Here is a 7,269-nt window from a genome sequence, read left to right on the forward strand (position 1 = left end):
AAACAATGGAGTCCAGCAGGCAATATACCGTGCAAGATAACTTCGCATTGGTTTTCTTCAGGCAATCAATCCTCAAGCGAAACGATGAATTGTTCGGCAGTGAGATTTATGCCAAGGCGACCAAACAACAGACACCTCTGAACAAGGGGTATCAGCCATTGCATCCCGATCACCCACTGGCGATTTATCGTGAAGTACTGATGCGGATCCAATTAAATGCCCTTTCACAGATCGAGGCCACGTCGTCCCCATCCGTACAGACACCCAATAAATTATTCGTGACCATGAACCAATCCGCGTTATTGGATAAAGCGTTCATCCGAGAACTGAACGACGCTCAAACGACACTCAAGAAGCATGAACAACAGCTAATCCCCAGCATTAATGGCAGTTCGCTCCTTTCGTTCAATCTCAAAGAAAAAAGAACCATTATCAATCATATTCATTTATTGAAGGACAACGGGATCGAGATCGCTTTCGATGGCTATGACTTAAGCGATGACAGCGCTGAAAAACTGATCAGCCCGAAGCTGTTCGATTACATAAAAGTGGACCTGACCCGGTCCAATTTCGACATCATGGTCGATAACAGTCAGGACTTTTTCAACAGGTCTTACGACTGCCTGAGCAGCATGATCCATGACAGCAAAATCAGATTCATTGCGGACCGGGTCGAGCACAAAGCACTGCACACACTGGCCCGCAGCATGCCTTTCGATTTTTTCCAGGGGCGGTACTACTCGCCTACCGAGGTTATTTAAGCTTAAAAAATTTCACCAAACTAGGAAGGAGCCTTATTGTGAATACGCCAAACAACAGCTTTCTAATTTTCACCCGAGATCAACTGGCACGACAAGCTATAGAATCGCTTCTCGCACAACGCCTGCATCTATCTTTTGAAATCGAATCTGGCAAACTCAGCAGCGAACGCATCCGAAAGAGTCGATTCACGCACATCCTGCTCGACCAGGCCGATATCTCGCTGAGCGATGTCAGCTTTATCCGCAAAAATCAAAAAGATGCGGAAATCATACTCATAACTCCCAACTCGGAGCATTCAGAACTTCATCACTTCTCGCACTTCGGGGTTGATGGATTTCTCAAGAAACCGGTGGCAGACGAAGAGTTCATCTCTGCAGTCAGCCGGGTTAAAGAGTCGCAGGGGAACCCCGACATCTGGTGGTTTAATGCCGACGACAGAACATTAATCAAGGAAGATATAACCATCCCATTGACCGGCACCGAATCGTTAATGCTCACCCAACTGGTCATCAGTGATCGACGGGTACTCAGCAAGAACGATCTTATTCTACGCATCGATAAAGACCCGGAGAATTACAGCGGCCTTGAAATGTGCTTGAGCCGACTGCAGAAAAAATTCAAGACTGCCGCCAACGGGGAACGCCTGATTCGCTCGGTCAGAAACCGTGGTTATTGCCTGGCACAAAGGATCAGAATCGCATACTGATTGAAATCGCAAAAACAATAACAATAAATGCGATTTCCCGCTCAACCCGATACCGCTTGACTGCCTAACCACCTCACCTCGTACTTCCCGCCGCCTGTCCCTCGCACATATTTCTCTCCATAGTTCCTGCCGGATCCCTCCCCATGGCGGGCAAGCGCTTATCGGAATGCTGCAATTTTATAGACGATTTAGTGATGCCCTCCTAATAAAAGAGCACGACCTTTTATAACATGAGCCCTGGAAGTGGTGTCCGTTATAATTCGTCAGACACCCACAAAGATTAAGGTACTAGTATAAAAACCGGACACTGAGACAACCGTATCAGCTGACTTGAAAACAACATTCGGATGGCCAGCCATAGCCCGCGTTATTCCCTTCCAATAATAAAAATAATCTCTGACCGAACTGCGCTCGCTCAGCCTTTGCGCGCGGCTGCCATTTATTAACCGTCGACTGATACACAACGTGGCGCACGCCCGAGGGACACCGCGATGGTACATAATCGTATTAATCGAAACAGCATATCCAAAGGACTGACCTTCTGGGGGCAATGGATAATTGCCATCACTTCGGTCAATGCGTTGTTATTTGCTCTGGCGTTGTACCAGACAGGAGAAATCGAAGCTCATTATCGTGTGCTTGCCGTGCTGACTTTCCTGGGCTCGGTCCCTTCTTACTCCCTGCTGCTGGTCTATCACAAGCAGCATGGATACCTCTCCGGCCTGGGTCGACTGCTGCTGGGGTGGCTGCTGACACTGACCGGCCTGACCAGCATCGGCTTTCTCAGCAAGACCAGCGAATTGTTCTCCCGGGAAATCATCATGGTCTGGGCTGTGGCAGGTTATTGCGTGCAGGCCTTGCTGTACCTGCCTCTGCATAGTTTTTCCAGACACTACCACCGGCAATTGCACAGCCAAAATAACACCCTGATCATCGGCACCGACCAACTGGCGGTGAATCTGGCGGACAAACTGGCCAAAACCGAGTATCCGCCGCTGGTCGGCCTGATCAGCTCAAAACCCAACGAGCTGTCGACCAACGTCAATACCCACCGGATCGTGGGCCAGTTGCAGGAGCTGCGCGAGCTGATCCGGGTGCACGATGTCCGGCGGTTGTACATCGCGCTGCCCTTGAGCGAAGCCAAGCAGGTCGAAGCGCTGTACATCGACCTTCTCGACTCGAATGTGGATGTGGTCTGGGTTCCCGACCTGGGCAGCATGACGTTGCTCAATCATTCCGTCAGCGAGCTGGATGGCCTGCCCGCCATCCACCTCAATGAAAGCCCGCTGACCAGTTACCCGACAGCGGCACTCAGCAAGACCCTGCTGGACAGAGGTCTCGCCGCCCTGGCGCTGATCGCCTTCAGTCCACTGCTGCTGGTGATTGCCGTCGCAGTGAAGATCTCCTCCCCGGGGCCGATCATTTTCAAACAGGAACGGCACGGCTGGAACGGCAAGATCATCAAGGTCTGGAAATTCCGCTCCATGCGCCTGCACGACGACCATCAAGTCCGCCAGGCCGGCCGTGAAGACCCACGCATTACCCCGGTTGGCCGTTTCATTCGACGCACGTCCATCGATGAACTGCCGCAGTTCTTCAACGTACTGCAAGGCCATATGGCGCTGGTCGGACCGCGGCCGCATGCGATTGCCCATAACGACTACTACACCGGCAAGATCCAGGCCTACATGGCCCGTCATCGAATCAAACCGGGCATCACCGGGCTGGCCCAGATCAGTGGCTGCCGTGGCGAAACCGAGACCCTCGACAAGATGCAAAAGCGCGTGGAGATCGACCTCAACTACATCAACAACTGGTCGTTGTGGCTCGACATCAAGATCCTGATCAAGACGCCCTTTACGCTCTTTTCCAAGGACATCTATTAATCGCTGCGACTTTCACCCCGTTTATTCTTCAGCTTAGCTACCGGGGCAGTCAGGCTCTCTGACTGCTCCGGATTTCCCGCCCCACCGCTTCATCCCACTCCTCGTGTGAAAACATAACCAAATTCAAATTCTTTGTGAGGTTGTCTGGAGAGTGGTGGGGAAGCGTTGCTCAAGGAAAGGCTACCCTCCGTAAGCTGAGCTAGCACCGGCAGGCTGCGCTCGATGCCGAAAAGCCTGTTGATCAGGTTCAGCGCGATATCCGCACGCCCCGTCTTGTCTTTGGTTTGCACTTTTTGCGTATCGAAGAACTTTCGCCGTGCATGCGCTCAACTGCGCAAACGCTCAACGCCTGCCTGTGCAGCATCAGCATCCAGCGCGGTGTAGATAGCCATCAAGTAAGCTCGTCGCCACCTCCCGGGCCCGGTGATGGATTAGTCAAAAGGATCACCGGCCTGTGAGGCGGGCCGAGCTCTGACACGGGATATCGATGCCGTAACGACCCAGGACCTTTTCGAAAAGGTGAAGCGGTAGACATCGACGTATCTGGTCGTCAGCAACAGGGCCGGCACGCTCGGACTGGCCATATTATTTAATTAGTTGGGCGTGTTTATCCGCCCTCACCGGTGCTGACTCACAATCGCGGCAACCATAGATCTTGCGAAAACGCTTGAAGACGCGGATCTGCATCGGAACGATTTCAAGCTGTTCGCTGACCTCCTCGCCGATGGCGTGTTCATGACAGACGTGGGCACACGTCAGCTCACGCTCAGAAAGTTCATAGATGACTTCGATTCGGGGCAGGTCGACGGGCAACGGTTTGCCCCCTCGTCACACGAACCAGATTGACAATGCAGGGACTACCAACATCCCCAAACGCCAAATTAATCACGCACGGAGGAAGTTGCCTGCTGATACAATAAAAATAAACGTTTGGCATATAAGCTATGCCCGTAATCATTCGGATGCCAGCGCACCCCATCAGATGAACCGGCACCATGGGCCAGTGGAAGAGCCGCGATATCCGCTACTGAAGAGTAAGGCACATGCTCTTCAGAGGAGACCGCCGCCATCACTCTATCGACCTCCCCGGACCAACTACTGTAACGCCCAAGGCCATTCTGACGAGACAAGGACCATGGACCCACGGCAATGATACTCGGACGACTGTCTAGTTGCCGGAGAGCAGTAATTAGCTTTCTGTAATTTTCTTCTAAACTATCGATTCCACTTCTAGAGTCTTCGTGCTCACCTAGCTGAATAACCACAAGATTTGGGTGCGTATTAATTACAGAGCCCAATGCTCGGAGTCGCTGGTCAACTGTGCCACTTCCTCCTGCAGTGTGATAACAAACCACTGTCGGCTGCTCGCGGGCATCACTAATTTCTCGACTTAAAATACTTACATAATCAGACTGCCTGGAGGACGCTGCCATACCACTTGTATGACTCCATCCTAGATTCTTCCTTGTCGTCTCGTCGAAGCCGTGCAAAGTAATACTGTCACCGACAAACAATATCCGGTAAGCCTTGACATTTTCAGTATCACACGGCATCACGGCATCTAGCTGTGGCAACGGTGCAGCAGCCAAAAAAGAGCAACCAAGAGTAAGAATACTCCCTACCAACACCTTCACTAGACCTTTCATTCAAAACTTTTCATCTGCTTTCTAAAATTAGCTGAAGCACTAAAATATTGTTTTACATAGCGATTGAGCCTATCCGTAAGTGGACACTCAACAAAACGATACATGAAAGCCCCAGCGCAAAGTGCGACAAAGATACTGCCGACCACCGACGGAACAGAATATATAATGCCAAGCCTCTTGAACACCTCAGGCACCACGGGAGCCGTTAAGGGATGGAACAAATAAATGGAGTAAGACGCAGCCCCCAAAAACACCATGCTCCGAGGCAATGTGAAATTTACCGCCTTTTCAAGGCTAGCACAGCAATAAACCACAAAAAAAGAAGCTACACCATAAGTTAGGGTGTTTCCATATTCAGGGAATCGCGGAAAAAACAAGTACCCAAGGGAAAGCAGAAGAATGACAACAGCAGTATTTCGCTTAATGAGCACACTTCGCTCCATTAGCCTAGCCGTCAACATCCCCCACAAAAAATTAAGAACTATTGGATCGGCATAAAAAGACAAAGCCACATTCCATGCATCCGATTTAAAAACCGACGCCACTGCGAGGGCAACCAATATCGGCGCTGTAAATTTCACTGCATCTACCCGAACCAACAACGCCAGTGTAAAAACAGCATAGAAAAACATTTCAAACAGCAACGTCCAACCGACGGCCAACAGTGGTTTTGTTTCGTTATCCACATTGATCGCTGGCACAAAGAAATAGGACTTCACTATGTACAACCAATCAACTTGCGCGTGCAATACCAGACCGGCAGCCGCCAGCAAGGTGAATAGCTTAACCGAAGTAGCAAACCAGTAAAGCGGAACAATCCTGACAATTCTGCGTATAGCAAAAAGCTTCCAAGTACCGCTCGCATTGTGCATTTTCTCAGCAGCTATCATCATCACAAAGCCGCTAATAACAAAAAATAGAGGTACTCCATTAGCACCAAGGTTGTAACTAATAGTCCCTGGATCCAGCCTCTCCTTTGAGTAAAACGCAGAGTGGCAGACAACGACAGCCAACGCAGCAATGAATCGCAATACCTGAATTAACTCAAACTTACCCGCCGTCGTGCTTCCGGCATGCTTTTTTGCTGCCAACATATTCCACCTCCAAGTATTTATTAATGGCCAAAATGCTGCAGGCCCAAGAAAAGCTTGGCCGAAACGAACAGAATGAACTCGGGCACTCTTCTTGTCGCCACCCGATATCCGACAATTTTTAACACAAGGAACGAGCAAATGATTTCGTTATTTTTCGTCCACATAAAACAATATATAAAAGGACAGAAACATGTTAAAAAATCATATATTTTTTAGCCCCCTTCCATTAGAGCCGAAGTATTACTCCTTCTCGGGAGACCAATACACCGTAAGCACTGACCCTAAGGCCCCAACATATGATTTTTATACTGGCCGCCCTCGGCACACTGGCAATGATTTTATCATTTCGCAGGAGCGTACTGCTTATCCCTGTATGGACGGTGCTGACGCCCAAAGCTCTGCTCCTAATTGATATACCTTCACTGCCTGCCTTCAGTCTTTACAAATATCTTTGCCTTGTAATGATAGGTATGTATCTGACGAAGAATTTATTCAAAAAAAGACAACACACCCCAAAAAAGCCTTTCAGCCGTGCGTTCTATCTAATCTTTATCTCCTCAGCAACTTCAGCCATATTAAATATAAGCTCTAGCAACTCTGGCTTGCTGACACTAACAAGCTTGATCATTGAAGTATTCATGCCAGTGACTATTTACTGTGAATACCTAGGCAGACAAACCCCCGAAAAGCTCAACACACTTATGAGCAAATACATAATATGCTACTGCGCCCTGGCAGCATACGGAACCATCTGCTACTTAATAAACTATAACCCATATATTGAACTCATTAACTCTACCACTCATACAGGCCGCATCATTGCCCAAACCTACGCGGAAACATTACGCGGTATCCGGGCACAGGGGACAATTTCGCACCCCATCACTTATGGCGCACTTATTGTCATGATGCTGCTCACTTACTATACAATTAAGCTCAAAAAACCGAAGCTCAATCTCAAAGACTATCTAAAAATCGGCTTGGCCACGACGATAATTATTGGAGGTGCGCTATTCACAAACTCCAGAACCCCTCTTATTCTATTCGCAATTCCACTTATAATATTTGCACTTAGCCAAAGCGCAGTAAAATCCTTTAAATATACGCTAACCTTCTCCTTGATTTTTATTACACTTTTTTCCACCTCCGAACTTTTTAGAGAAAAAGTACTATCC

General features: G+C 49.0%; 5 protein-coding genes and 2 pseudogenes. 4 read left to right on the forward strand and 3 right to left on the reverse strand.

All coding sequences use genetic code 11. The annotated features are described in order from the left end of the window. The 3 genes from AC1DIS_RS29580 to AC1DIS_RS29590 all read left to right on the forward strand — a co-directional run. On the forward strand, positions 1-761 hold a 761-nt coding region (locus tag AC1DIS_RS29580), incomplete at its 5' end, for an EAL domain-containing protein (RefSeq protein ID WP_477781281.1). A 38-nt stretch (positions 762-799) separates the two neighbouring features. Further along, a complete protein-coding gene (locus AC1DIS_RS29585; protein ID WP_018928261.1) occupies positions 800-1,468 on the forward strand; it encodes a winged helix-turn-helix domain-containing protein in 669 nt (222 codons plus the stop codon). Positions 1,469-1,959: 491 nt separating this feature from the next. Beyond that, positions 1,960-3,354: an undecaprenyl-phosphate glucose phosphotransferase gene (locus AC1DIS_RS29590; RefSeq protein ID WP_018928262.1), complete on the forward strand. Its 1,395-nt coding sequence runs from the start codon at positions 1,960-1,962 to the stop codon at positions 3,352-3,354. A gap of 209 nt (positions 3,355-3,563) precedes the next feature. Here the strand turns inward: AC1DIS_RS29590 and AC1DIS_RS29595 are convergent. The 3 genes and pseudogenes from AC1DIS_RS29595 to AC1DIS_RS29605 all read right to left on the reverse strand — a co-directional run. After that, positions 3,564-4,173, reverse strand: a pseudogene (locus AC1DIS_RS29595) (IS66 family transposase); the annotation flags it as partial. Positions 4,174-4,235: 62 nt separating this feature from the next. Beyond that, the gene (locus tag AC1DIS_RS29600) at positions 4,236-5,000 is read right to left on the reverse strand and encodes an SGNH/GDSL hydrolase family protein (RefSeq protein ID WP_086945324.1); all 765 of its coding nucleotides are present in this window, start codon (positions 4,998-5,000) and stop codon (positions 4,236-4,238) included. After that, on the reverse strand, positions 4,997-6,094 hold the full coding sequence (locus tag AC1DIS_RS29605) for an acyltransferase family protein (protein WP_086945323.1): 1,098 nt from the start codon (positions 6,092-6,094) through the stop codon (positions 4,997-4,999). Before AC1DIS_RS29605 ends, AC1DIS_RS29600 begins: the two co-directional genes overlap by 4 nt. Positions 6,095-6,390: 296 nt before the next feature. Here AC1DIS_RS29605 and AC1DIS_RS29610 point away from each other — a divergent pair. After that, positions 6,391-7,269, forward strand: a pseudogene (locus AC1DIS_RS29610) (hypothetical protein); the annotation flags it as partial.

The sequence above is a fragment of the Pseudomonas sp. 05N433 genome, assembly GCF_056396925.1.

What these genes read in the sequence shown, in the direction of transcription:
- AC1DIS_RS29600 (WP_086945324.1), bottom strand. Translation starts at nt 5,000, where the DNA reads ATGAAAGGTCTAGTGAAGGTGTTGGTAGGGAGTATTCTTACTCTTGGT.
- AC1DIS_RS29590 (WP_018928262.1), top strand. Translation starts at nt 1,960, where the DNA reads ATGGTACATAATCGTATTAATCGAAACAGCATATCCAAAGGACTGACC.
- AC1DIS_RS29605 (WP_086945323.1), bottom strand. Translation starts at nt 6,094, where the DNA reads ATGTTGGCAGCAAAAAAGCATGCCGGAAGCACGACGGCGGGTAAGTTT.